We start from the raw sequence: 24333 nt of genomic DNA, 5'->3' as shown, positions 1-24333 counted from the left end.
CACCGCTGAACCTCTCCACCATCGACGGGTCTCCCAGCCCACGTCGAACCATGGGGCGGGGTGGCGGCGCCTCTCCGATGACCAGGGGGACGTCTCATCGGAAGGCACCGCCACTCATCGGCCCACGACCGCCAACGGCTCCGGACCGAAAGTGTCGGCGGCGCGGCTCTCCGTCCGCGGGGGACCGGAGGCCGCTGCTGCCAACGCGCACGATCATCACAGGGGAAACCTGAGCATTCGGTGAGCTCCGCCGCCTTCGCCTGCCGACGCCGCCCTGGACGCCGACCCACCGGGCTCATCGCGCGACTCGCGTCATCCGGGCAGGGGAGCGTGGTGAGCTGGTGGTGCCACACGCCCGAGTCCGCCGCTGCCCGGCCGCGGTACCGGCCGCCAGGGTCGCCGCCAGTGCGAGAGCCGGCAATCCGGCCCGACGCGCCTGGGGCACGACCCGCTGCCGAAGCATGGCTCCGCAGCCCGGCCGGATCAGGTCCCGGTGGAGCCGCACCGGGTCATCCCTGGCCACCACTACTCGCACGCGGCTGTGCGTCACAACCGGGCCGCGGACGGCGCGCGCAGTCCGCCCTCATCAAATCCTCAGGGTTCCTCAGGAAGTCTCCAGGGCCGTCATGGAACGGAGCCGAGGAGGGGCGCGGATCGTGCAGTCGTTTGTGTACGAGTGGAGCACGCAGGGTGGGGAGCGGGCGTGGTGAAGGCCGGTGGACGGAGGCGACGGGCGGTACATGGCAGTGGGGCCGGTCACCGTACTCGCGGCGACGGGCTCCACTGCGTTTCGGGCCTTGGATCTTGCTTCCACGGGCCACTGCTGTGCCTGACGCCAGGTTCGGCTATGCCGCCCGGCCCCGGGGCGTGGCTTAGATCAGGTGGTCCAACCTGGGGCTTTTTGCTCCCCGTTCAGCAGGTACGCCCAGAGAGGAATAGTTTGTTGACCGCACGCTCGACCGCGAGTCGATCGCCCATCGCCCGTCTCGGAGTCCTCGTTGTCGGGGCCACTCTCCTGTTTTCCTGCCTCGCAGGTTGCGTGGGCGCAAAGCCAAACTCGGCGGCTACTGGAAAGCCACTTCCGACCACCGAAAAGCAGGCGGCTGGCATGGTGCCCGGCGCTGCGCTGCTGGAACCGCCCGAACTCAACAAGACAACCCCTGAGGATCTGACGGTTGAACTGACGACGGTTGAGAGAGAGGTGATGATCTCGGGCAAGAAGGTGCTTGCGGAGACCTACAACGGAAGCCTCGTCGGGCCGACCCTTCACGTGGTTCCTGGCCAGCGTGTCACCTTGAAACTGACCAACAAACTTGGCACGGCAACCAACTTGCACTTCCACGGGATGCACCTGCCCCCGGTGGGAAGCGCAGACAACATCATGCTGTCCGCTCAGCCTGGTCAAACTCTGACCTACCATCTCGAAATCCCCGCAAACCAGCCACCTGGGACGTATTGGTACCACGACCACGACATGTGCCCCAAGTCCGGCCACTCGATGCCCGGAATGGAGATGACCGCTGCCCCAAAGGACGCTCGCTGCGACGGAACTGAGAGCCAGATCGGGGCGGGCCTGTCAGGAACCATTATTGTCGGGGACAATCGCGAATCATTGCCGCCGGCCTACCGCCGGATCACGGCTCATACCTTGGCCCTCAAGGACGCCCAGATCAGCGGAACCAGCTCGATCGTCTACCCGGACGGGGTCCTGGAGCCCGCATCACCGACGGTTCGCCTGGTCAACGGTCAGTACCGGCCTACGGTGAACTTGAAAGCCGGCGAAACCCAGTTGTGGCGAATAGCCAATGAAGGTTACGCCATCTTCTACGATCTCCAGCTCGACGGCGGCAGATTCACAGTCGTCGGCCAGGACGGGAATCCCTCTGCAGCGCCGGCTCGGGTGAGACACCTCCTGATTCCGCCCGGCGGACGCTTCGACGTCCTGGTGACTGCCGGAGCCCCCGGAACAACCTGGCTCAGAACCCTCGCCCACGAGACCGGGCCGGAGGGCGACGGAGACTCCTACCCCAACACCACCCTCATGAAGGTCAATGTCCAACAGGGCCGCGGGAGCGCGGGGTCGGCTGCGACTGGGGCACCGTCGGGCATGGCCACCTCGCCCCAGGTCACTGGGCCGCTTCCCGGATCCCTTCCCGATCTGTCCGGAGAACCCATCGCCCAGTCTCGAAGCGTGGTCCTGAGTGACGACGGCGGCAACAACTTCTACATCAACGGCAAGCTGTTCGACATGAAGCCGACTTTCACGAAACCGGCCACGCTTGGTACGGTCGAAGAATGGACGCTCACTAACACGAGTGGTCATGATCATCCGTTCCATCTCCATACCGCACCGTTCCAGGTCCTCAGCGTGAACGGCGTTGCCCAGCCGCCCGCCGACTACAGGGATGGTGTGACCGTTCCCCACGCAGTCGATGGAGTGGCCGGAAAAGCAGTGATCCGGATGCGCTTTACGGACTTCAGCGGGCAATGGATGTTCCACTGCCACATCGCTGGACATGAGGACAACGGAATGATGGGCTCCGTGAAAGTCATTGCTGCCGGCAGCACGGGATAAGCAGCACGTCAGCGTCGGCCGGTGCGGCGCGGGTTGGGCAGGCGGACGCACTCCTTGGCATCCCGCTCAGTACTCCAGCCGGAGATGTGATCTTGCTGGTGGGGGCCGGTGGGAAGACAGGTGCGGCCACCGGTGATCATCGTCAGGTGTGTGGACTGAGTCTGGATGCACCACCGTACGGATCATCGGCAGAGAAGCTGTATCGGGACCTGGAGTCCGTCAGACGCACACGGGGCCTCCGCTGACAGCGGGGGGTAGCGGGCCCCTCCTCCCGGCGAAACACCCCCTCACCTGCGCTGTACCAAAGTGCCAACTATCTCTCTGTTTCCGGTTCACCAGTTGCTGAAGCTACTGAGCTTGAATGGGTGATGTCGGCTCGGTGTGGCCCGCGCTTCGCCTGCGCTTGGGGCGACGTCGAGTGCGGTGCCGCTGTTGTGTCGTATCTCGGTGGCGTCCGCCCGTCGGCGCTGCCAGAGTGCCCCCTGTGCTGAGTGAAACTGATGTGGTCGGAGTCCTGCACCTGCTGGAGACCGCGGGCGCGACGGCATGGGTGGATGGCGGTTGGGGTGTGGACGCTCTGGTCGGTGAGACGACCCGAGCCCACTCTGATCTCGACCTGGTCGTCTTGCTGGACGAACTCCCCGTAGTGCGGACGACCCTGACCAAGGCCGGGTTCACGGAAATCTTGCGAGACTGGCTTCCCACCGCGCTGGCCGTCGCGGACGGAACCGGCAGGGAGATCGACCTGCACCCCATCACTGGGTCGCGCCGCGAGGGGGGATATCAGCTTCTCCCCGGCGGTGAGCGGTTCCACTATCCAGCGCCGACAACCGGGACCATCGGCGGGCACCAGGTCTGGTGTGTTGACGCCGCCACACAGGTGCAGTGCCACATCGGCTACGTGGCCACCGAAAAGGACCTCCGCGACATGGCACGCTTGCATGCCAGCACGGGAGTCGCCCTCCCCGAGGAGTACACGGTCCGGCCGCCCGGCCACTGAGTGCTTCAGCGGCCGAACTCACCGACTCGCGCGCTCGCTCTTCTCTGGTTGCACATCAGTTCTCCAGGACCAAGCCGGAGCCGGTGAGGCAGCCGTCGATCATGTCAGGCCGGTACTGGAGCTGCTTGAGTCGCCGTTTCACCGCGCGCGTGACTTGGGCGAGGTCGGCGGCGGCGAGGTTGCCGACGTCGCGCTTTACTAGCGACCAGACACCTTCGGTGGGGTTCAGGTCCGGGGCGTAAGTGGGCAGCTGTACGACGGTGAGCCAGTCTGCGTTCGCGTCGATGAACGCGCTTAGCGGCCTGGTCAGGTGCAGCCGCACATTGTCCCAGACCAACACGATCGGACCGCCGAGCTGGATGCGGGCGCGGACGATCAAATCCCGGAAGTCACGCCACCCGAAGCCCTTCCGCTGGTCCTTGCGCCCGGTGTACTCCCGGACCGCATAGAACAGCCGGGAACGTCCACCGGGCTTGTAGCATGTCATACCGACCATCGACACCCGTCCGGAGCCCCGACCACGTACCCGCACGACGGGGGTGCGGCCGATCCTGCCCCAGGTCCTGGCACGCGGCGGAGTCAGCGACTGGCCAGCCTCGTCCTCGAAGACCAACCAGGCCCCTCGCTCCGCCGCAAGGCTCTTACCCGCGGCCAGGTCTCCTTCCTCCACACCTCCACCGCCGCGTCATCGCGCTCGATCGCCCGCCGGGCGGGCTGCTGCCAGCTCCAGCCGTACCGCCGCAACAGCCGCCAGGTCCCCTCGACCGTGTAGGAGACGTGGAAGAGCCGGCCGATCAGCGTCTTCACCCGAGCCAGCGTCCACCGCTGATCCGCCCAGCCGTGAACAAGCGGACCACGCTCCAACTCCCGCTCCAGCCGTGCGACCTGTACCTCGCTGAGCTTCGGCCGGCCCGGCGAGCCCTTCGACACCACCCCGGCCCGGCCGCGCTCGCGCCAGGCCCGGCGCCACCGCTCCACCGATCGCTCGCTCACCCGCAACCCGGCGGCGATCTCTTTGTTAGTCTCCCCGCCCTCGAAACGAGCCACGGCCTGCAGCCTAATCCGCTCGCGCGCGGCCCTCTCGCCGTCGGTCAGCCCTCCACCCTGCGCGTACCTCACGGCCCAAGGGCTACCGGAGCAGACCGGCCACTGTCAGGCGAACAGCCCGACATCACTCGATCAAGTTCAGTAGTTGGCATCAGCGCAGGTCACGAACGTTGCCGGGTGCCAACTATCGATCCTGGTCACAGTCCAGGGAAGTGGTGTACGGGTTCGACCTGATCCGGGAGTCTGCTCCGGCGTTGGGATGAGGCCCGCATAGATGAACGGTCACCGGCTGATCTTCGAGGTGTCGAAGCTCGAAGGAGATCAGCACGATGACCGCACCGGACAGTCTGCCCCTGCACGCCCTCGCGGAAGAGAACCTTGCCGCGGTGAGTCCCGATCTGCTGCGCGCGATGGTCAAGACGTTCACCGACGCGCTCATGTCCGCGGAGGCCGATGCCCTCTGCAACGCCGAATACGGGCAGGTCAGCGACGAACGCGTCAACCACCGCAACGGCTACCGGGCACGTGAGTGGGACACCCGCGCAGGGACCGTCGAGCTGGCCGTCCCCAAGCTGCGCCAGGGTAGTTACTTCCCGCACTGGCTTCTCGAACGGCGCCGGCGGGCCGAGCAGGCCCTCATCTCGGTGGTGGCCACCGCCGGGGCTTCCACCTTGATCGTGGACACCGGTTGTCATGCAGCGATGACCAGCGTAGTTGATCTCTGCTCGAAGGCGACCGGCGCGAGGTAGCCGATCGTGGAGTAGCTGCGCCGGTGGCTGTAGAAGCCGAGCCAGCGGAAGACTGCGAGCCTGGCGGCTCGTGCGGTCGGCCAGCCGCGCCGGTCGGGCAGGATCCCCCGCTTGAGCGAGGCGAAGAACGACTCCGCGGCGGCATTGTCCGCGGAGGTGCCGACCGCTCCCATGGATCAGAGGATCCCGGCCTGGTGGCAAGCGTCGCTGAACGCCTTCGACCCGTACTGAGCCCCGTGATCGCTGTGGAAAATGACGCCGTCCACCTGCCCGCCGTGAGTACGGACAGCCGCGCCGAGCTCGTCGGTGACGAGCTCGGCCCGCATGTGATCGGCCATCGACCAGCCCAGCAGGCGACGGGAGAACACGTCGATGACGGTGGCCAGATGCAGGAACTTCCCGCCGGCGATGGGGAGATAGGTGATGTCACCGACCCATGCCCGGTCGGCGACGGATGCGGTGAAGTTCCGCCGCAGCAGATCGGGCACCGCCTGGGCGGCGGGATCCGGGATCGTAGTGCGGTGTCGCCGCTGCAACCTCCGCCCCTGGATGCCGTGTTGGCGCACGAGCCGCTCGATGCGCTTGCGGTTCACCATCACACCGCTCGCGCGAAGCTCGGCGGTGATCCGCTTGGCGCCGTACGTCATCCCGGACTCTGTGTGGACCTTGCGTATCCGCCGGGTGAGCGCTGCGTCGGCGGCCTTCTTCGCGGCCCGCGCCGGCGCGGTCTTCAGCCACCGGTAGAACCCGGACCGGGACAGATTCAGCACGGTGCACAGCTGCTTCACGCCGAAGGCGTCGCGATGGTCGGCAACGAACTCGAAGCGGCTCACCAGTTCATCTCGCCCGCAAAATACTTGGCCGCCCGGCGCAGGATGTCACGTTCCATCTCCAGCTCGCGGACCTGCTTACGCAAGGCCGCGATCTCCGCGTCCTTCGTGGACTCCGCGAGCGCCTCGGGACGCTCGGCGTTCTCCGCAGTCTTGACCCACTGCCGAAGCGTCTCGTGATTCACGCCGAGTTCGGCGGCGATGCGTGAAACGGGCCGGCCCGACGAACGCGCCAGCGCCACCGCGTCGGCCCGGAACTCCGCCGAGTACTTGTAGGTCCCCACTCGGGACTCCTCTCCCTGAATTCAAGATCCAGTGTCGAGGTGTCCACGATCAAGGTGGAGGGCCCCCTCCGGAACACCCCCTCGGAACCATCCGCCGTCCATTCGGCCCCGACGACCGACCGCTCGGGACGCCACCAGGCCGGAAGCCCGACTCCACGCCGTTCAAAATCCGCGGTCCTCCGCCGTCACCACAACCCATCCGTTCCGGCCACACCGACAGACACACTATTGGAGTGAATTCCAACTGTGGAAGAGCGCAAAATCTTGGGGTTCTGTAAAGTCGCCCTGTGGCAGCGAACGAGACCTCCCGAACGGCCCGCCGGGCCGCCGCGACGCGACAGTCGATCATCGAAGCGGCGGAGGCGATCCTCGTCGCGGGCGGGCCCACGGCCCTGACCCTGGAGGCCGTCGCCGAACGCGCCGACGTGGCCGTGCAGACAGTCTACAACCGGGTAGGCGGGAGATCCGCGGTCCTCGTCGCGGTGGCCGAGCGGGCCTTCCGGGAGAACCGGGAGTACATGGACGCCGCCTACGCCGCCCCCGGCACCCCGCGCGAACGCATCCTGCTGGCCGCCGACGCCTACGCACGCTTCGCCCTCGAACGCCCGCACCACTTCCGGCTGCTCGCCGAACCCCCCGCCGACGCCGGGTCACTGAAGGGCATCGCCGACCTCGTCGACGAACAGAACGCCAAACTCACCGCCGCACTGCGCGACGGCATCGCCGACGGCTCCTTCAACCCCGACCTGGACCCCCGAGCCACCGCCTACGCCCTGTGGGCCGCCATGAACGGCATCCTCGCCCTGAGCTGGCGCGCCGACCGCCTCCATGTCGACCCACAGGACATGGGCCCCGTGCTCGACACCATCCTCACCGTGTTCACCCGGGGCCTCGACGCAAGGACCTGACCCTGCGCATGCACCAGTCAGGTGTTCCGGGGTGGGTTCCTTCGCGAAGACTTCGGCGTCGAATGCAGGTACCGGGACGACTCCAGCAGCACCTCGACGGTGGAGGACTGCGGTTGGAGGACATCGGACAGCACCATGCACTCGTCCTCGCGCCGCGCTGCAGAATTTCGTGGAGGGGGCAGGCCGGCAGGTTGTCGGGGTAGAAGCTGCAGGCGGAGTCGAGCATGCCTCGGTTCTACCGCTTGGTGGCCCCGTCGTCTCGCGCAGCTGCCTCGACTGCCCCAACTCGTAGGGCGATGTTGGAGAGTTCTGGCAGTGGTCCGCACTACGCGCTCTCCTCGCCTTGAATCCCGTCAGTCCTGGTCGGCTCGGACGCCGCACGACCTGTGTCGTCCGTGTCGGGCAACACATAGCCCTCGGATTCGTCCCAGGGAAGGTCCACGTCCTCCAGGTGCACGTGCCATTCGCCGTCGAGGGTGCGACGCAGCTGGGTGAGCGAGCCCAGGACGTGGGTGATCACCGGAAGCAGCCGGTCGGGATCGAGTGGCAGTCTTGTGGATCCGGCGAGGATCTCGTCCGGGTCGATCCCTTCTGCGCTGTAGAGGAACAGCTGCTCTTCGTCCGCATACGGGAAGGAGGCTGCGCGGGCGGCGACGATGCGCTGGATGGCGGCCGTCTCGACCCCGGTCAGCGGCTCCGCCCGGCTCGCGTGGTAGTAGAGGGAGACACTCATGGCGCGAACGTACCGTCAGGGTCTGACAGCGCGTTCTGGGGGCGAGCAGCCGCACCGGCCGGCGTCTCGTCGCCTGGCATGCGTGTCGAGGTGGTGGCGGGTCGTGGCGACGTCATCCGTCGAAGGACGACCAGTCGATGCCCAGTTCACCGAACGGCCGTAGTGCGCCGCGGTGCTGTGCGCCGATCGTGATCTCGAACATGCCGTCGCCCAGGTCACTGGTGCATGCGATGAGGCCGGGGGCGACGTGGAACGTCGTCGGGTCGGCCGGCCACCGCCACGGCCGGAGCGGCACGGAGCGCAACCGGTCGGTGAGGTCCTGTACGAGCGGCTCGGCACTGGGGGGTACCAGGCTTGGGCTAGGTACGGTGCCCCGGCCATCGCCTCGAACAACGAGAACTGCATCAGGAAGCCGCTGAGCGGCTCGCGTTCGGCGCTGTCCTCCGCCGCTGTCAGCCAGACGACCGGGTCGACCTCGGCCGGGTCCAGCTCCCAGTGGAAGCAGAGCTGGTTCTCCTCGCCGAAGACGACCCGTCGCGGATCCGCGCCCGGGCGCAGCTCGGTGGCCGGCAGGATCCGGTTCTGCCCGCCCAGCATCCCGGGCCGCTGGTAGGCCAGCCGGTAGAACTCCCGCAGGGCGCGCGGCAGGTCGGCGGGCACCGCACCGGGTGCGGCCGGGGCAAGACCCGGCCGCGGGTACCAGCCCGTGGCAAAGTGTCCCAGCGCCCTGACACGATCCTCCCCCAGCCGCGTGAGCCAGTCCAGGCTCGGCGTTTGCGGTGACCGACCGGTCGGCCGCACCTCGTCCAGGACCTCAGGCGCAAGCGGGGGCTCGATCCTCAGGTCGCACTGGAGCAGTTCACCGGCGGCACAGGACGAATAAACCGGCCGGCCCACGCCCAGATAGCGGCAGCCCCCGAAGACACGCACGAAAAGATGTACGGGGAGGGGACCGTCCGACTCGTCCACCATCCGTGCTCTCACCACGGCCGACGCCGGGCCCATCAGCCGGAACAGCTGACCGCTCCACACCCCGCTCACGCCCGGCTCGTCCACAGCGTCGCAAAGAATCACCGACGCGTCGGCGCCGAGCACCACCCGGGCACCGCCCGCCGTCGACGAACGCGCATGGCCTCCGGCGAGCGAGCACGCAGCCTCCTCGCCCACTATGTCCAACTGTTGGATCACGTGTGGGTCTCCCGCTGCAACGACTCGTACACTACCTCAGACTCCTGCCCCGCCGGACGTCGGCCAGGCCCGCCGGCACCGCACGTCCCGTACGCCGCGCTCGGTACCTCGCGTGTGAACATGAACTCCTCCAAGGCTGCTACGAGTGCGGGGCGACTCCGCGTCGTCCAGGTGCCGAGCAATACCCCGGCACCCGCCCCGCCGTCCCGGCCGCCCCTGCGTCGATCCAGGCGCAGGAAGTCCACGACGTAACACCCCTGGGGATCACCTTCCGGCTCCCAGCGCGTATCGAAGCACAGTCCCGAACCCGCATGGTCAGCGCTGATCAGCACTGACCCGTACAGCCAGTCGATGGTGTCGGGCCCGGGGTCCACTTCGTAGAGGCTGTTCCAGCTCACCGTCCAGCCAGCAGGGACGCGCAACGGCTGTATCTTCCGCCATGTCTCGCCCACGGTCATGAGGCGAGATCACCGCGCGGTACGCCAGAGCCGTCCCTGAACAGGAGCTGTCTGGTATCCACCGCCTTCAGCCGGTCGGCGGCGAAGCGGGCCCGCGAGGTGGGCAGGGTCAGCACGAGGTCTCCTCTGCGCCGCGGTGCTCGTATCCCCAGAGATCTGCCGGGCCTCGGCAGCCCGGCCCGGGACGGGCGGCGATGACGGCGCGAACGGTGTCGGGGAGTTCCGGGTTGGCGAGAGCTCGTGGTCGCGGTCTCCGCGAGCGGCCCGGGCTGGCTGGATTTCTTGCGGCAGCGCGGGGTTGGCGCCGAGGTCCTCCGCATGGCTGGGGATCGGCGCCGGGTCGGCTCTGCGGGTGTAGTCGGCCAACGCCTCGGGCGTGGTCGTGTGCCGAGCCACGGTGATCGCCGCTCGGCCAGCCTCCTCGGTCTCGCCGTCGAGGGGCTTCGAGCGGGAATCACCGCATGACACCGCCTTGCTGAGGATCGAAGACAATCGCACCCTGTATCTCTTCAAGGTAGACCATAAGCGAGATGATCTGGTTCGTGTACTCGCGGGCATCGTCGTCCCCGAAGACGACCCGGACCCGTCTTGCGACAGCCGAGAGATCAAAAGGCACCGATCCTCCGATCAACCGGTGCACAAAGCGCGCATCCTCTGCCACAGTCTCGCTCTCTTCGTAAGCGATGCGCGTCAGCCATGCTCCCCACCTGAGGGCGAGCGTAGGGCCCTTGGAGAAGGGAAGCCGCTCCCACTGCAGCGTGAAGCCCGCTGCGTCTTCGAAGAGCGCGCGCAGGTCAGCGGCCAGTGATTCGTTGGATATCTCTGGGGAGTCGGGACCGAGAAAAGCATGGAGTGCAAAAGTCATTGTCGCTGTTCAATCATCCGAGAGCAGTGGAATCAGGGTCGGCATGAGTCCGATCAGGCGCCGCTCCGGTGGCGTACTCCGGCACCAGACCTTGCGTGCCGATGGCATTGACGAGCGGCGGCCGGCCACGCGACCGGAGGTGGCTGAATCGGGTACGGAGGGATTCGGCGGTGCCTTCGTTGAAGCAACTTCAGCGGCGAGCGTGACCGGCGGAGCCGCTGTCCGGCCACAGAGCCCCGTGGTCGCCGCAGGGCCGACGGACAGTCCGGTCCGCTCTCGGGGGGCCTCTCCAGAGGGCGCAGTTCCGCCTGGCCGCGGCTGCTCTCCTCGGCCAACGCCCTGCTCGCGACGGGTTCGGGTCTCTCACGAAGACGGGATCCTATTTGAGCACCTCCCAATCATGGAGTGTCTTCCATGGTTGGGTTGAAGTCCATTACAGTGCCGTGGGTGTCGACTGTGCAGAAGCAGAAGGAGCTCTCACCGGCGACGTACACGGGCCGCCCGCGGAGGTGTACGCCGTTCCGCCGTCCGGGATGCCGATTCCGCTGTTCGACGGCGCAAGGCCGGCTGCAACGCGCTGGTCTGCGGCAGCCGGGACGAGCTGAAGTTGTGCGTCCTTCGGGTCGAGCGGACTCATGCCGCCACGGTGGCAGCGGCCAGATGGACAACATCGACGTGATCGCCACCAACACACTCGGACCCGCCCCATGTCCTCAGTGAGGAACCGGCTTGAACCGGCCGCCCGTACACGCGAATCAAAGGAACAGCCATGCCCCTGCCCGACGACCTCTCCGCCGAGATCGACGGCTTGTGCCGTCGCGGCGACACCCTGGCCGAAGCGGGCCAACTCGACGAGGCCAAGGCGCTGTACGTGGAGGCCCTGCGACTGCTGCCGGGTGATCCGAGCGACTGGGCGGCCTCGACCTGGATCTACGTGGCGATCGGTGACGTGCATTTTCGGAAGGGTGTCTTCGACAGGGCGTACCGGTGCTTCCACAACGCCGTCCGGTGCCCCGGCGGACTGGGCAACCCGTTCATCCATCTCCGCCTGGGCCAGAGCGCCTTGGAACTCGGTGACCACCACCGCGCGGCGGACGAGTTGATGCGGGCCTACATGGGCGGCGGTCCTGACATCTTCGACGAGGACGACCCCAAGTACCTCGCTTTCCTGCGGGCCCGCGCCGACCTCGGCCATGCCCGGGGTTCAGGGTGAGCCCCGGGCGAGCCCGGGAGTGTCGCCCCGAGGAAACACCCGCCGCACCTGAGAGCGAAGCGCCGCTGACCATGCTCCTGCCTGCCGCCCGATCGGCCTTCACCCGCCTCGCGGAGGGGCTCGGCGGCACGGAGTGCTGCGGATACGCGCTGTACTCCGACGCGGCGGCGATGACGGTCTGCTGCGCGGTCAACACACGGGATCATCTGGCCCGCAGCCAGGCCGCCGATCCGGACGACGCGGAGTACTACCGGTGGAGCCCGGCCGAATGGGCGTACGAGGGTGCGGGCCATGAGTACTTCACCGAGGTGAACCGGCACCTGCTCACACGCTCCATGACTCTCGGCGGCCGGGAGCTGTGCCAGTGGCGCGAGAGCGTGTACGAGGCATGCGTGGTGACCTTGGAGACACTGTTGGCGGAGGACATCATCGAGCGGGACGGCGACACCGTCGTGGTCTTCGCCGTCTCCGACCACACGGATGCGGAACGGGAGGCGGGCTGGATCCGCCGTCTCAACCCGCCACACCAGACCCGGCGTTTCACCCGCTGGCTCCGCGCCATCGGCAGCCCGGCCGGCGAAACACCACGCGCCCGGTGACGGAATGCGCGTTGTCCCGTCCCCAGGTGTGGTTCACGGCCCTGTGACCGGTTCTCAGCCCGTCTGCTTCAGGACAGCTGAATGCACGCAGTCGTCTCGTCCTGGAGAGTAACAATGGGTGTTCTGATCGACTACTTCCGCGCACCTGACGCCGCATCCGTTGTCCGGGTGCTCAAACAGACAGATGGCGCGTCCCCACTCGGCACGGAGCCCTCTGTCTTCGACGGAGTCGAGGCCAAGGGGGTGGATCCGACCGTTGTCCTGGCGATGCTGATCGCTGCTATTCGGCAGGTTGCGTGGCAGGTGGACCTGGTCGAGGAGACCACCGTGTGGCCGGCCTCCCCGGTCCCAGGCCCGGAGGACACCGAGGACGAGGCCAGCCGAGGCCAGCCCCTGGCTGACGGGACCGTGGGTGTCCGAACTACGTCCTCCGGTACGGGACACCCTGGCGGCAGTGCGCGACCTCGACGTGCCGGCCATCACTGCCGCATGGGTACAAGCGGAGGAACTGCACGGAGCGCGCGCCGAAGACATGCAACCCGTAGCCGAGGAACTCATCCGGCTCGCCAGGCGGGCTCGCGAAGCCGACGAGCAGCTCTACTGCTGGCAATGCCTGTGAGGAGGTCCGGCTGCCTGTCAACGGCATGCCCGTGCCCGCACACCGCGTCCGCCACTGCCGGTGCGACACGGCCGAAGGGCACGAGGCCACAACCAAGCTGAGCCGCGGACCCGACCGCCCGGCCGTCAACGACGCGGCAGCCATAGCGAGTGACATGTCGAGTGCACGCACGCCTGGCAGAACGCCTTCCACCGCCTTGCCCGCTGCTGCGAACGGCGCATCACCGTCATCGATGCCTTCGTCGCCCTCGCAGACACAATCATCACTGTCCGTAGCCTGAACAGACGAGCCTGGAACACCCACCGCTGGGACGACCGCCCGAAACGCCGCCCAGGAGTGCCCGCCTATCCGCGCGGGCTCGGCAGTGTGTATCCCGGTAGCCGTATCTGGCGTGAATACACAGGTGGAGTGCCTTCTGTAGGGGCGGGCTCCTCGTAACACTCGAGAAGCAGGTCGCCACACAGGTCGTCCAGCTCGTTCGGCGCTTCCTCCAGCAAGGCGTGGGCCCACGCCTCGAGGGACGCGTTCTTCAGCGCATCGTTCGGAACCTGATGGACCGGCTCGGGACCCATCACCTCCCACCCCGACGAACCGTGTTCGCGGAACAGCAGCCGCCACCAATACGGCTGCCAGTAGGGCTTCTTCAACGAGGGCCAACTCCCCAGTTCCGTTGCGGACGGTGGCTGCTTGGTCGAGGTGGGCAGCCGTGCCTGGTGACGCTTTTGATGCGAGGTGAGGGGTCGCGGCGGTCGTGGGTAGGTGTGTGCGTTCGCCCGGGTGGGTTCGGCATCGTCGCCTTGTCGTCCGCTTCGGCGGGTGCGGGCCCGCACCCCGCTGGGCCCGCCATCTTGCTGCCGCCGGTGACACATGCTGTCTGGAACCAGACGGTCGCGGCCGCCGTATCAGTGCCGTATGGCACGGCGGCGCCCAGCGTGGTCTGTGCGGTCAGCGAGGGGAGAAACAGGCGAGTTCCCCGCCGAATCCGACCAGCAGTTCTCCGCCCGGCGCCACCGCCACCGCCGCCGCCAGGACAAGGTCCGGGAAGGGCAGGGTCACGATCTGTTCGCCGGTGGTCAGGTCCCACACCCGCACCGTCCGATCGTCGCTGCCGGTGACGGCGACGGGCCGGCCATCCACCACCGCCGTCGCCACCGCCCACACCCCGCGGGTGTGGCCGGTCAGGGTGTGTATGAGCTGCGGGGTGACCATGCCACCCGTGGCCCAGTCCACCCCCCAACGTGCCGCCGGCTCGCCCGCCACCGGCACAGCCGTGATCCGCGCCGCCAGCCCGCGGTCCCCGTACCGGGCCGCGTCCAACGCCAGCAACTGCCGCCGCACCCCAGCCCCCGCATCCCGGTGCAGATGCGCCGATGCCCGGTACATCGCCGCCGCCAGCTCCTCCTCCCGCCCTGCAGCCCCGTCCAGCGCGGGCAGGACCCGTCCCGGGACGGTGTTCACCAGCCACCCCGGATCGGTCAACCACCCGCCCGCCATGGCACTTTCACGGTACGGACCACCACTTTGAAGACCGGCGCTGTCCAACTCGAGCTCCTTCTGTGCATTCGACACCGGCGTGCACGGTAATGGGTGCAGAGCCAATACTGGAATGCATTCCATGATTGGAGAGTGATCAAGTAAGATCCGCTCTTGGTGAGAGATCCGAACTCGGCGAGAGCAGAGTGTTGACCGAAGGCGCGGGAGGCGGAGCGGTGAGTGGCGCGCAAGGTGGGGGCGATGGTCTTCCGGGGCCGCTGAGGCTGCCCGATCCGGGCGATCTCCTCGACGACGAGAGCTTCGACCAGCTCGACTTTGCGGGCATCCTCGAACTCGCGCGTGCCTTCATCGACGCCGACGCGGTAGAGCACGCCTCCGCCCTCGCGGTGCGTGCCACCGCCTCCGCCAGCCCGAAGCGGCGCACGGCCGGCGTACTCGTCTCGGCCTTGGTGCAGCTCGCCAGAAAGAGGCCGAAGGACGCGCTGAAGAGCGTCAACAGCGTGGGCGAGTCCCCGGACCCGGACATCGCCGGCGAGGTCTTCCTCATCCGGGGCATGGCGATGCACGCCCGACGCAAGTGGGCGGAGGCCGACGCCAACTACCAACTGGCGATGATGCTCCGTAACGGCGCCACCTCGGGCCTTGCGGCCATCCACCTCGGCTTCCTGCGTGTGAGCCTCGGCGACGAGGAGGCGGCAGCACAGAACTTCGCCGCCGCCACGACCTGCGGCGACCCCGTGGTCATCGCGCGGGCTCAGCTCGAACTGGCCCTGGCCTTCGACCGCAACGGCCGGCGCGACGCCGCGATCGCCCCTTACGAGGCCGCGATGAGCAGCCCGCACCCCAACGTCGCACTGCGCGCGGCGTTCAACCTCGCCGGGTTGCTCAGGGACAGTGGCGACCCCAAAGCGGCCGTGTTGTCAGGAGCCATGCTCGAACGCGTCTACGCCACTGGTCATCCCGACTACGCGCCCAAGGCCGCGGTCGAACTCGCGGTCGGCCGCCTGGAGGCGGACCAGACCGACGGCGTCGTGGAGTTGCTCACCGTCGGCACCACCTCGGCCGACCCTGCGGTCGCCGCCTTGGCCCACCTCCACCTCGGCTCCTGCCTCGTGGACCCCGTCCAGGCCGACCAGCACCTCGCCATCGCCATGAAGACCGGCTCACGCGAGATCAAGCGGGCCGCTTCCCGGACTCGCAAGCTACGGCGCGCAGCGAACTGACCTTCACCGAGTCGCAGGGAGGCGGCATGAAGACTTCCGTTGGCAGATTTCCAAGAAGGTCGTCCCTTCTCGAACCGCAGAAAGGCTGAGGCCGCGGTGCCGCACACCGAACGAGCCAGTGCATCCGTCACGCGGTCGTCAGCGGCTGTCGCCGCCCTCGTCACCGCAGGCATGCTGGTGATGGCCCTCACAGGCTGCAGCAACAGCGACCCGGTCACCAAGGGGAAGGTCGGCACGACGTTGGACATGAACACGGACGGTGTGCGACTGAGGGTGACCGTCGTGAAAGTCCAGGACACCGGCTCCGGGACCACCGTCCAGTTCAGCGCCAGCGACCCCGACCACTCGAAGACCGCCAACATCAAGAACCAATCCTTCGTCGCGGTGGACGGCTCGGGCACCTGGTCGTTCCCGGCCCAAGGCGTCGTCGTCAACGCGCACCCACCCGACGTCGGCCACAACATCGGCCCCGGCCAGACGGTCACCGGACTCATCACCTTCCAGGTCACCGGCGTGACCCAGATCCTCTACAACGGCGCCGGCTTCGTCGTGAACGCCAACGGTGATCCGGTCAACGGCGGTTCCGCCTACTACGAAGGCTCCTGGACCGTCAGCCGCTGAGCATCCCACAGGCCGCTCGCCCACCGTCGTCAGTGAGGTGTCCGTCGACGTCAGGGCGATGCGGATCGTGACGGCGACCCGGAAGCCGATTGCGGAGGCGGCCGAGGATCTGGCCATCCACCCCGGGACGCTGCACAACTGGGTGTCGCGTGCACGGCGCAACGGGCCCCGCCGTCGGACCGGCCGGTGGCCGGCTGCGGGAAAGTGACGGGCGGCATCGCCCCGCCCCCCGGCTCGGGCCGCTCAGGGCGGCGGCGATCCGACCTTGTCGATCAGAACGCTGAACTGGCCGTAGCGGGTGGCTGACTTGGGTGAACCCCAGGCGATCTGGGCCAGCGACCGCAGCGGGTCCCTGATCCTGGAGGCGACATGGTCCTCGGTGTAGGAGTTGTCGCTGTCGGACCAGATCGCCATCTGCGCGCCACGCAGGCGCGGGCTGTCGGCCGGGATCGTCTGGCTGCCCTTGCCGAGGGCGAACCGGTTGACCGCGAAATCGTCGTAGATGGCCGCGGGGTCGGGGTAGGAGTCGTTGTCAGTGTCTCCGTACAGGACGTTGGAGTTGCTGTTGAGCAGCGCATAGCCCTGCTGGTGGAGGTCGGCGGCGCTGGGGGATGAAGAGCCGTACCAGTGCTCGATGGTCAGTCCGGCTCCGACCCGTACCACGGTGTCCGGGACCAACTGGTCGTTCCACATGCTGGGTTGCCTGCCGTTTGCACGCAGATAGGCCACGAGCCGGTTGATGAAGTCGTAGGCCAGGTCCCAGCCGGTGGCGCCGGGACCGTGCAGGCGCCGGGCCGTCGCGGCCAGCTGTGGGAAGGAAGCCAGTTCGGAAGTGGTCAGCCACTCGTCGGCGCCGATGCTCCATCGTGGTCCCGGAAAGACGTCCAGGTACTCGCTGAGGAACGATCGGGCCAGGTCGTATGCTGCGTCCATCTTGGACAGGTCGAGGCTGAGGTAGCCGTTGGCCCGGCGCAACGCCAGGCCCGGGTGCTGGCCGAGCATCGGGTTCATGTGTCCCGGCATGTCGATCTCCGGGACGATGGTGATGTGCCGGGCCGCGGCGTAGGAGACGAGATCGGCCATCTCGGCTTTGGTGTAGCGCTTCTCGGCGACGGCGGCGGGATGGGTGTCGCATTCCAGGCGGTATGCCTGTGTGTCGGTCAGGTGCAGGTGCAGGGTGTTGTATTTGAGCCAGGCGAGTTCTCGGACGAGGGCTTTGAGGGAAGCCGATGGAGTAGTACTTGCGGGCCACGTCGAGCATGAACGAACGCTCGGGGTACGCGGGTGCGTCGGTGCTGCTGCCGCCAAAGATCGTGGTGCTCTGGCCCAGGAGTTGCCCGACCGTCCGAGTGCCGTGGAAGACGCCCGTGTCGCTGGAGCCGCTGATGGTGAGTGCTGCTCGGACGTTGAGCCAGTAGGCGTCCTTGGGCAGTTCGGGGTTGTCGAGGGCAAGGTAGATGTCGCCGGTCAGCGCGTCGTTCGCGGTACCGGTCGTCACGGTTGGGGTGACGCCGGTGAGTGCCTTCACCTCGGCGGCGAAGAGACGGGCGGTGGTCGACAGCAGCGGCATGGCACCGGCGGTGACGACGATTTTCGGGGACTCACCGAGGGTGAACCTGGTTGGGCCTGCAGTCCAGTTGGTCAGGGCTGGTATGACCGTCGGGACGCTGGAAGCAGTACGGTTTCGCGTCGGTGAGGCCCCGCCGCACGCGGCTGCAGCAACAAGTCCACCCCCGAGGAGCCATCCGGCGAACCGTCTGCGGTTCGGAAAACGGTCCGTCACCGGTTTCCCTCCGGTTCGTCGAGCACGGTCACCTCCGAGCCGTAGGCCACGGCCAGCCGGCCGTCCGGCGCCGTCGCGAGCGCGGTGACGGGGTCGGTGAACTGCGTGGGAGAACCAAGCTGTTCGAGCGTTGTCAGGTCCCAGACGCGGACGGTCCCATCCTCGCCCCCGGTGATCGCGGCGGGACGCCCGTTGAGTACGGCGGTGGTCAGCGAGACGGCTCCGGTCTCGTGCACGGTCAGGGGTTCGCCCAGAGGGGCTGCGGTGGCCAGATCCCACACCCGCAGCATTCCCCTCGTGTCGTCGTTGCTGAGGGTGGCCACGACGGGACGGTTCTCGACGACCGCGGTGGCCACCGCGTCGAGGAACTCCTCCTCGTCGTCGCTGTCGGGGTTCGGCTCGACGGCCATGAACTCCCCCACCCGGGCGCCGGTCGCCAGATCCCACACCAAGACCGTACCCGTGCCGTCCCCGGTGACCGCGACCGCGCGGCCGTCCAGCAGCGCCGTGGCCACGTCGGCCACATCCTCCTCGTGACCGGGCAACGGCCCCCGCAGGAGCCTGCGATCCGCCAGGTCCCATATGTGTACGGCGCCAGCCCTGTCGCCGGTGACCAGGACGGGACGCCCGTCGAGCACCGTCGCCGCGAGGGCGTTCACGGCGTCGGGGTGTGCCAGGGGCCTACCGGTCTCCTCGCCGGTGGCCAGGTCCCATACCCTGGCCATGCCGTCGTAGCCGCCCGTGATCACGACAAGCCGGCCGTCGATGTGCGCCGTCGCCATCGCGGACCCGGTGCCGCCGTGCCCGGTGATCGGCGTGCCCACCACGTCCCCCGTGGCGAGATCCCACACCCGGGCCGTGTCATCGGCGCCCGCGCTGACCACCACCGCGCGACCGTCGGTCTCGGCCGTGGCGACGGAGTGGACGGTGTCGCTGTGCCCGGACGACCGGTCACCCGGTGACTCGAACCAGGGCAGTTCCCAGACCCGGATCCGTCCGTCGGCGCAGGCAAGGACGGCGAGGGGCCGCGCCTCGGCCACGGTGGCCGCCACCGCGCGGATCTGACCATTGAAACCGGTGTAGACCGAGGCGAGTTCCGCGCCGTCGGCCAGGTCATAGACCCGCGCGATCGCGCTCAAGCCTCCGGTGACGACGATGTCGCGGCCGTGCGCCTGCGCCAGGACCGCCCCGCGCGCGCCATTGGCCTCCCCCGAGATCGTGCTGCCCATCTGCGTGCCGGTCCCCATCTCGGCGACGACGACCTCGCCGCTTCTCCCGCCGCAGACCATGACCGGCCGGCCGTCGAGGACCGCCGTCGTCAAGGACTGTGCCTCGCCGGCTCGGGGAATCCGGCCGCGCAGCTGCGTCAGCCAGCGTTTGTCCAGGTCCCACACCCGCCCGACGCCCTCCTCATCGAACGTGATCGCCACCGTTCGGCGGTCGATCACGGCAGTGGCCAGCAGGCGCAACGGGGTGTTGCCGTCAGTGAGCGGCTTGCCGACCGGCTCGCCTGTCGCGAGGTCCCAGAGGCGTACGGTCCCGTCGGCGCCCGCGCTGACCGCCACCGGCCGACGGCGGACCCTGGTCGTGGCCACCGCCGTCACCGGGCCCGTGTGACCGGTCAGGGGCGCGGACAGGTCCTGACGGCTCCTCAGATCCCGTATGCGGACGGTCCCGTCATCGCCCCCGCTGACCACCACCGTACGGCCCTCCAGTGCCTCCACGGCCAGCGAGACCACGGCGCCGCGGTGGCCCTCCAAGGCGGCGCCCAATGGCTCGCCGCTGCCCAGATCCCACACCCGCACCGTGCCGTCGGCGCCCGCGCTGACCGCGACGGGGCGACCGTCGAGCAGCGCCGTGACCACGCCGTACGCACCGCCTTCGTGGCCCGCCGCACTCCAGCGGAAGCCGCCGAGTCGTGTGCCGGTGGACCATGCGACACGTCCCCACCCCGGGGCGGGCTCGTCCGGCAGGGGCACGGCGCTGATCCGCGATGCCAGCTGCCGGTCGCCGTGCCGCACGGCGTCCAGGGCGAGCAGGGAGCGGCGTACGGCGGCGGGGGCGGTCGCGTGCAGCTCGGCCGAGGTCTGGTAGACCCGCATGACGGACGCGACCCCCGGACCCACCGCCAGCTCCAGCAGGGCGTTCACGGTAGCCGGGTCGGCGGTCACCAGGAACCCCGGGTCGCCCGTCAGCACCCGGCCCAGCCGCTGAGCGGCCTCGGAGGCAAACTCCGTGTGATCACCCTCGGCCGCCCGCCGCCAGTGAACGGTGGCCTGGCCGGTGTCGCCGCGCTCCGCCAGCAGGTCGCCGAGGCGCAGTTGGGCGAGCTGGCTCTGGGGCTGTACATCGGCCTCCACGGCACTGCGCAGAAGAACTTCGGCCGACTCCATGTCGCCCTGCTCCATGTGCGATTTCGCCCGGGCCAGCAAGACCGCGGTCGAAGCGTGGGAAACGGTGCTGGGGCTGTATATATCGTCCAGCACCTGCTCCGCCTCCTCGTCCTGTCCCAGGTACGTGTCGAGGTCGGAGATCCGCTGCCGGGCGATCTGGGCGAGGGGCGGCGGCCCGCTCAGCAGGGTGTAGTACAGCCGCGCGGCCTCCGTCCGATCGCCCGCGCGCTCCTTCAACTCGGCCAGGTACAAGGCCGCTGGGGGAACGACGGGCTCGTATCCAGACGCGCACGCCGTACTCAGCAGAGGCAGGGCCCGCTCGTCGTCGTCCGCCTTGACGTGCATGAGCCCCAGAGCCAGTGCGGAGCGGGCGGCCAATCGGCGCAGCGGGGACCGCCCGGCCCGCTCGAAGTACGTGGCCGCCTGCAGGACGTCGCCCTGGCGAGCGACAGCGACCCCCCGGAAGTAGAGCACGTCGTACTCGGCCTCGGCACCGGCAAGGGCGACCGCACGATCCATCGCCGCAGCTGCCTCTTCGTAGCCTTCCGCCACCCCCAACCCGACCATGCAGGTGAGGAATTCGGCTGCGGCCCGCTTGCCCGGATCGCCACTCGCCCGCGCCGCATGGGCCAGCCATACGGCCTCCGCGCTACGGTCCTCCGCCACCAGTCGGTCGAGCCGCTCCATCACACTCTCGTACGTCATGCCCATCATCGCGACCGAGTCCTGAAGGGCATCCTGTTTCTGCTCGATACGCCGCTGCCGCCTGCGGTGCAGCCAGCCTCCAACACCCCGCCCGTCTTTCGTTCCCACCGCTCTTCTCTCTTTCAGCCGGTCCGGCGAGCGACGTGGATCTGCACGCCCCGGGTGAGGGTCTCGCCGAGAATGCTCACGTAGGTGTCGCGTTCCATGCCCTTGAGGTCACTGATCCGGGGCAGGCTGCTCTCTCCGTAGCCGTTCTGCGGAACCAGGTCGAAGCGCACGTCGCGGAACTTCGCCGGATCGGAGCGGTACTTCTTGAGGGTGAGGAGGGCGGGCAGGGTGTCCGTCCGCACCTCGCCGCCGAGGAGAAACGGCTGGAACACGCTGACCGTCCTTCCCCTGGTCGCCCTTCCCAGCCCGTCCTGCCCCGACCGGCCGCAGAATCCGCGCGTTTCGAGTTCCACCTGAACTCCACTGGGCAGCGGTATGCCTGCGCCGGCGTCGACCTCCAGATCGAGGCCGGGCACGTTCTGCTCCCCCTTCCTGCTCATCGTCACCATCAAGGGGAGGACGGCGTCCGTGTCGTAGTCGACGTCATGGCAGAAGCTGCCCAGTACGACCGTCTCGAGCGGTTCCGCGTCCGTGAAAAGGTCACCGGAGTCCGGGGCTGCCTCCGACACGCCCCGGCGAGCGTTCCGCAGGGACCCGGTGGCCAGGGCAACGCTGTAGCGCGTCCCACCCTGGTTCCGGACCGCGAAGCTCCCCCGGGGGACACGGTGAGGGCCAGGGCGGGATCAGCGGTCGGCGTCGCGGACGACGATGGCGATGGCGATGCCGAGGACAGCGTCGCCGTGGGTGTCACGGACGGGGTTTGCGCGGTGCTCGTCCGCTCGGCGGCCCCGGGCGCGGCCTCGCCGACCCGGCCGCAGGCGCCGACCGCCAGACCGAACCCCGCGCCGGGCACCAACACCACTCCACTCCGGGCAGCCCGGCGGCGACGAACAGATCCGTATCGGCCCTTGGCGGACTGCGCCATGAGTCAACTCCATTGGGCCAGGCCTTAGCTTGATCCAACTCCAAGAGTGGAAGTTATTCCAAGTCTGGAGAGCTGTAAAGGTGCCCTGATCGCAACGCCTTGACTGCGGAGGCTGGCGCAGAGCGTGCCGGCGCAGTGAGCCGGTCGTGGGCGGTGAGGCCGACGCCTGCCGAATCCCTTACGCCGGTGGCGGTCATGCGTACCAAGGAGGGGTCAGGTGGAAGTGCGGTCCGGCGGGGCGGGTCGCGTCGAGTTTTTCGGCGATCGCCAGGAGCATGCGGGCCCCCGCCGTTCCGCCGTCCCCTCCAACCACGACGCCGTGCGCGGTGGCGACAGGCGGGCCGATGCGAGGCCGGCCCCAGCCTCACCACGCGAGTCAGGCCGGGGGCGGATCGGCCGATGCCGCGGAGGGCGCGCGGAGTGATGAAGCGCGCCGGCCAGTCGCCGGGCTCCAGCAGTACGGTCTCGGCGGTTGCGGGTTCACTCCGCGCGCTCCGCCGTCCGCCGAAGGCCACCCGTACCCGCACGGTCGCGCAGGTACGTGCGCTGAGCGGCGTGAAGGGCCGCGGGACGGGGATCTGCTCCCCGGACTCCACGCGGACGACGTCAGCGCCGTCCAGCTCCACCCCGTAGGCGGTCTGCGCCCGTCCCTGTCGTGGGACGGCACGTAGCGCCGCGGGCCTGCGCCCGTCGTGACCGCAGTTCCGCCCGCTCATAGCCATCGGGTGATGAGCGCGTCGGTGCGCCGATGAGCCGCCGACGACGGTGACGCCGCAGATCGGTCGATGCGCCTGCGGGCGACGCTCGCAGCCGAGTGCGGGCCCGATGGGAGCGCCGCTGGAAGCACGAGCGACGAGTTGGGGGCGCAGGTGCTGGGAGGCGGCGGGTTCACCGGCGATGCGGTGCAGGAGTCGGCGTACAGCCGCGCGACCGAGTTCGGCCATAGGTGAGTGGACGCTCGTCAACGGTATGGGCAGTTCGGCGGCGAGGGGGGTGTCGTTGAAGCCGACCAGGGCAAAGTCGCTGCCGGGGCGCAGGCCCAGGTCGCGGGCGGCGCCCATGGCGCCGAGGGCGGCGAGGTCGGCGAGGTCGGCGAGGTCGTTGACCGCGAAGAGCGCGGTGGGCCTGTCGGTGGGCACGAGCAGCTCCGCCGCGGCCCGACGTCCGCCGGGGATGTCGAAGGAGCAGTGGCGCACCCGGTGGCCCGGGACCGGCAGGCCGGCCTCACGGTAGCGGTCCAGGAAGCCTGCCGCGCGGTCGGTTCCGGTGCTGGCGAACGGTTCTCCGGCGATCACCGCGACCCGGCGGTGCCCCAGTCCCAGCAGGTGTCCGCCGCCATCCGCCCGCCCAGGAAGTCGTCGCAGGTCACGGCGGGATGATCCCCGTCCGTGCGGCGGTTGACCAGGACGTACGGGACGCGTCGCAGCACGGGGTCGGCCGGCACAGCGCCGTCGAGATGAGCGTCACCGATGATCAGCCCGTCCACCCGGCGGCCCAGCACCATCGCGATCCGCTCCCGCTGCACGGCAGGATCGTCGCGGGTGTTGGTGACGAAGACCGACAGCCCGTGTGCGGCCGCCTCCTCCTCCACACCCTCGTGGATGGTGGCCACCACGATCTCCGACAGACGCGGGAAGAGCACCCCCACCAGGTTGCTGCGCCGGGTGCGCAGACTGGTGGCGTGAGGATTGGGCCGGTACCCCAACTCCCGGGCCAGGGACCGGATGCGCTGCGCCGTCTCCCCGGATGGCGCCCGGCCCTGCACGTCCGCCTTGCCGTTGAGGACCCGCGACACCGTCGAGACGTGCAGCCCCAGCCGCTCTGCGATCCCCTGCAACGTGACCGGCTCGTCCGTACCCGTCGTAGCGCCACCCCAGCGCCAGGGGAACCGCCGCAGGAGCACGCAGAACGAGAAGCGGAGGAAGCGAATGAGCCCATCGAGCGCCGCCTGCGCCGCAGCCATGGAGTAGGAGGCCCGTGAGCTCCTTTCCTGGCTCAACGGAGATCCGGACC

Annotated in this window: 19 protein-coding genes and 4 pseudogenes; 10 read left to right on the top strand and 13 right to left on the bottom strand. The window is 68.6% G+C overall.

Annotated elements, in window-relative coordinates:
* The first annotated feature begins 1108 nt into the window (after positions 1-1108).
* A complete protein-coding gene (locus LE548_RS39980) occupies positions 1109-2575 on the top strand; it encodes a multicopper oxidase family protein (RefSeq protein WP_225101958.1) in 1467 nt (488 codons plus the stop codon).
* A 502-nt stretch (positions 2576-3077) separates the two neighbouring features.
* Positions 3078-3575 carry a nucleotidyltransferase domain-containing protein gene (locus tag LE548_RS39975; protein ID WP_225101957.1) on the top strand — a complete coding sequence of 166 codons (498 nt, stop codon included), beginning with the start codon at positions 3078-3080 and terminating at the stop codon, positions 3573-3575.
* 55 nt (positions 3576-3630) lie between these two features.
* Here LE548_RS39975 and LE548_RS39970 read toward each other — a convergent pair whose 3' ends face one another.
* Both LE548_RS39970 and LE548_RS39965 read right to left on the bottom strand, forming a co-directional pair.
* Positions 3631-4188 carry a transposase gene (locus tag LE548_RS39970; RefSeq protein WP_225101956.1) on the bottom strand — a complete coding sequence of 186 codons (558 nt, stop codon included), beginning with the start codon at positions 4186-4188 and terminating at the stop codon, positions 3631-3633.
* Positions 4155-4694, bottom strand: a complete 540-nt coding sequence (locus tag LE548_RS39965; RefSeq protein ID WP_225101955.1) for a winged helix-turn-helix domain-containing protein — start codon at positions 4692-4694, stop codon at positions 4155-4157. Before LE548_RS39965 ends, LE548_RS39970 begins: the two co-directional genes overlap by 34 nt.
* A gap of 257 nt (positions 4695-4951) precedes the next feature.
* On the opposite strand from LE548_RS39965, the pseudogene LE548_RS39960 reads away from it, so the two are divergent.
* Positions 4952-5293: pseudogene (locus LE548_RS39960) on the top strand (transposase); the annotation flags it as partial.
* A gap of 20 nt (positions 5294-5313) precedes the next feature.
* On the opposite strand, the pseudogene LE548_RS39955 reads toward LE548_RS39960, so the two are convergent.
* Positions 5314-6485 (bottom strand): annotated as a pseudogene (locus LE548_RS39955) (IS3 family transposase).
* A gap of 287 nt (positions 6486-6772) precedes the next feature.
* On the opposite strand from LE548_RS39955, the gene LE548_RS46235 reads away from it, so the two are divergent.
* On the top strand, positions 6773-7393 hold the full coding sequence (locus LE548_RS46235) for a TetR/AcrR family transcriptional regulator (RefSeq protein ID WP_225101954.1): 621 nt from the start codon (positions 6773-6775) through the stop codon (positions 7391-7393).
* Positions 7394-7718: 325 nt separating this feature from the next.
* Here the strand turns inward: LE548_RS46235 and LE548_RS39945 are convergent, their stop codons facing one another.
* The 3 genes from LE548_RS39945 to LE548_RS39935 form a co-directional block, all read right to left on the bottom strand.
* Positions 7719-8126 carry a hypothetical protein gene (locus LE548_RS39945; protein ID WP_225101953.1) on the bottom strand — a complete coding sequence of 136 codons (408 nt, stop codon included), beginning with the start codon at positions 8124-8126 and terminating at the stop codon, positions 7719-7721.
* Between the two features lie 15 nt (positions 8127-8141).
* A complete protein-coding gene (locus LE548_RS39940; protein ID WP_225101952.1) occupies positions 8142-9293 on the bottom strand; it encodes a hypothetical protein in 1152 nt (383 codons plus the stop codon).
* A 933-nt stretch (positions 9294-10226) separates the two neighbouring features.
* Entirely contained in the window at positions 10227-10637 is a 411-nt protein-coding gene (locus LE548_RS39935) for a hypothetical protein (RefSeq protein ID WP_225101951.1), read from the bottom strand.
* Positions 10638-11406: 769 nt separating this feature from the next.
* Here LE548_RS39935 and LE548_RS39930 point away from each other — a divergent pair.
* From LE548_RS39930 to LE548_RS39915, 4 genes and pseudogenes are all read left to right on the top strand, one after another.
* Positions 11407-11850: a M48 family metallopeptidase gene (locus tag LE548_RS39930; RefSeq protein ID WP_225101950.1), complete on the top strand. Its 444-nt coding sequence runs from the start codon at positions 11407-11409 to the stop codon at positions 11848-11850.
* 71 nt (positions 11851-11921) lie between these two features.
* Positions 11922-12449 (top strand): DUF4303 domain-containing protein, encoded by a 528-nt coding sequence (locus LE548_RS39925; protein ID WP_225101949.1) that lies wholly within the window; start codon positions 11922-11924, stop codon positions 12447-12449.
* 454 nt (positions 12450-12903) lie between these two features.
* Positions 12904-13068 carry a hypothetical protein gene (locus LE548_RS39920; protein ID WP_225101948.1) on the top strand — a complete coding sequence of 55 codons (165 nt, stop codon included), beginning with the start codon at positions 12904-12906 and terminating at the stop codon, positions 13066-13068.
* A gap of 153 nt (positions 13069-13221) precedes the next feature.
* Positions 13222-13401: pseudogene (locus tag LE548_RS39915) on the top strand (IS5/IS1182 family transposase); the annotation flags it as partial.
* Between the two features lie 612 nt (positions 13402-14013).
* On the opposite strand, the gene LE548_RS45755 reads toward LE548_RS39915, so the two are convergent.
* The gene (locus LE548_RS45755; protein ID WP_263637124.1) at positions 14014-14562 is read right to left on the bottom strand and encodes a WD40 repeat domain-containing protein; all 549 of its coding nucleotides are present in this window, start codon (positions 14560-14562) and stop codon (positions 14014-14016) included.
* A gap of 215 nt (positions 14563-14777) precedes the next feature.
* Between LE548_RS45755 and LE548_RS39905 the strand changes: the two genes are divergently transcribed.
* Positions 14778-15785, top strand: a complete 1008-nt coding sequence (locus tag LE548_RS39905) for a lipopolysaccharide assembly protein LapB (protein ID WP_225101947.1) — start codon at positions 14778-14780, stop codon at positions 15783-15785.
* A gap of 180 nt (positions 15786-15965) precedes the next feature.
* Positions 15966-16406 carry a hypothetical protein gene (locus tag LE548_RS39900; protein WP_225101946.1) on the top strand — a complete coding sequence of 147 codons (441 nt, stop codon included), beginning with the start codon at positions 15966-15968 and terminating at the stop codon, positions 16404-16406.
* 243 nt (positions 16407-16649) lie between these two features.
* Here LE548_RS39900 and LE548_RS39895 read toward each other — a convergent pair whose 3' ends face one another.
* The 6 genes and pseudogenes from LE548_RS39895 to LE548_RS45750 form a co-directional block, all read right to left on the bottom strand.
* The gene (locus tag LE548_RS39895; RefSeq protein ID WP_225101945.1) at positions 16650-17714 is read right to left on the bottom strand and encodes a family 20 glycosylhydrolase; all 1065 of its coding nucleotides are present in this window, start codon (positions 17712-17714) and stop codon (positions 16650-16652) included.
* A gap of 1 nt (position 17715) precedes the next feature.
* A pseudogene (locus tag LE548_RS46780) lies at positions 17716-18189 on the bottom strand (glycoside hydrolase family 20 zincin-like fold domain-containing protein); the annotation flags it as partial.
* The gene (locus tag LE548_RS39885; RefSeq protein WP_225101944.1) at positions 18186-21287 is read right to left on the bottom strand and encodes a hypothetical protein; all 3102 of its coding nucleotides are present in this window, start codon (positions 21285-21287) and stop codon (positions 18186-18188) included. The pseudogene LE548_RS46780 and the gene LE548_RS39885, both read right to left, overlap by 4 nt.
* A gap of 122 nt (positions 21288-21409) precedes the next feature.
* The gene (locus tag LE548_RS39880; protein WP_225101943.1) at positions 21410-21964 is read right to left on the bottom strand and encodes a hypothetical protein; all 555 of its coding nucleotides are present in this window, start codon (positions 21962-21964) and stop codon (positions 21410-21412) included.
* A gap of 409 nt (positions 21965-22373) precedes the next feature.
* Positions 22374-23615, bottom strand: a complete 1242-nt coding sequence (locus tag LE548_RS46775; RefSeq protein WP_374116234.1) for a substrate-binding domain-containing protein — start codon at positions 23613-23615, stop codon at positions 22374-22376.
* Positions 23612-24283 (bottom strand): LacI family DNA-binding transcriptional regulator, encoded by a 672-nt coding sequence (locus tag LE548_RS45750; RefSeq protein WP_263637123.1) that lies wholly within the window; start codon positions 24281-24283, stop codon positions 23612-23614. The genes LE548_RS46775 and LE548_RS45750 overlap by 4 nt, the downstream gene beginning before the upstream one ends.
* Between the last annotated feature and the right edge of the window lie 50 nt (positions 24284-24333).

Origin of the sequence: Streptomyces sp. CoH27 (assembly GCF_020181035.1) — a bacterium.
In the GTDB taxonomy this organism is placed as follows: domain Bacteria; phylum Actinomycetota; class Actinomycetes; order Streptomycetales; family Streptomycetaceae; genus Streptomyces; species Streptomyces camelliae.
Note: the sequence above shows the minus strand (reverse complement) of the source record. Positions and strands in the feature narration are given on the sequence as shown.